A 1,397-nucleotide genomic window follows, 5' to 3' on the forward strand; every position below is an offset into this window, starting at 1 on the left:
CCTTCCACCTGTTCGGAACCGACGAGCAGAAGGCCACCTACCTGGAGCCGCTCAAGGCCGGCACCATGCGCTCGGCGTACGTCATGACCGAACCGGACGTGGCCTCCTCCGATGCCACCAACGTGCAGACCGTCATCCGCCGCGAGGGCGATGAGTACGTGATCAACGGCCGCAAGTGGTGGATCACCGGCGTGGCCGACACCCGCTGCGAGATCCTCATCGTCATGGGCAAGACCGACCCGGAGGCGGACACCCACCGCCAGCAGTCGATGGTGCTCGTGCCGCGGGACACCCCGGGCCTGACCATCGAGCGCAACCTGCCGCTGTTCGGCTACCAGGACCAGCACGGGCACTGCGAACTGGTGTTCAAGGACGTCCGCGTGCCGGTGTCCAACCTGCTGGGGGAGGAGGGCGCGGGGTTCGCGATCGCCCAGGCCCGTCTCGGGCCGGGACGTATCCACCACGCGATGCGGGCGATCGGCATGGCCGAGCGGGCGCTGGCCCTGATGGTGGATCGTGCCAAGTCGCGTCACGCGTTCGGCGCCTACCTGTCCGAGCAGGGTGTGGTGCAGGAGCACATCGCCAACTCGCGCATCGAGATCGACCAGGCGCGCCTGCAGGTGCAGCACTGTGCCTGGATGATCGACACGGTCGGCGCCAAGGAGGCCCGCTTCGAGATCTCCGCCATCAAGGTGATCGCCCCGCAGGTCGCCTGCGCGGTGATCGACCGCGCGATCGAGATCTTCGGTGGCGCCGGGGTCTCGGACGACACGCCGCTCGCGTACTTCTATGCGTGGGCGCGGGCACTGCGGATCGTCGACGGCCCGGACGCCGTGCATCGCCGCACCATCGCGCGCGGTGAGCTGCGCAGGACCCCGCCGTACATCGGCTGAGAACGGGCCACCGGCGACACACGGCCAATACTAGGATGTCCCACTAACGGGCCGCGGCCCGTGCCGGGGTCATATCGGACAAGGAGAACACCATATGGGTGCAGTGATTGTGGAGGCCGTGCGCAGTGCGGTCGGTAAGCGTAAGGGCGGTCTGGCCGGCGTTCATCCCGCCGACCTGTCGGGAGCGGTGCTGAGCGGGCTCGTCGAGCGCGCGGGCCTGGACCCGGCGGCGGTCGAGGACGTCATCTGGGGTTGTGTCACCCAGGCCGGCGAGCAGGCCGGCGACATCGCCCGGACGGCGGCTCTGTCGGCGGGCTGGCCGGAGACGGTCAACGGTGTGACGATCGACCGCCAGTGCGGCTCGTCGCAGCAGGCACTGAGCTTCGCCGTCGCGGTGATCGAGTCGGGCTACCAGGACGTCGTTGTCGCCGGTGGCGTCGAGTCGATGACCCGCGTCCCGATGGGGTCGCACGTCTCGGCCGAGTCGTTCCCGTACGGCGAGAA

2 protein-coding genes are annotated in these 1,397 nt (G+C 69.1%); both read left to right on the plus strand.

What is annotated here, in order from left to right; genetic code table 11:
* The coding region (locus ACWIE7_RS19265; RefSeq protein ID WP_454070346.1) for an acyl-CoA dehydrogenase family protein at window positions 1-893 on the plus strand (893 nt) is incomplete at its 5' end.
* Window positions 894-987: 94 nt separating this feature from the next.
* Window positions 988-1,397, plus strand: a 410-nt coding sequence (locus ACWIE7_RS19270) for a thiolase family protein (RefSeq protein WP_454070347.1), incomplete at its 3' end; no start/stop codon positions are given.

It is taken from the genome of Dietzia sp. NPDC055343 (genome assembly GCF_053645265.1).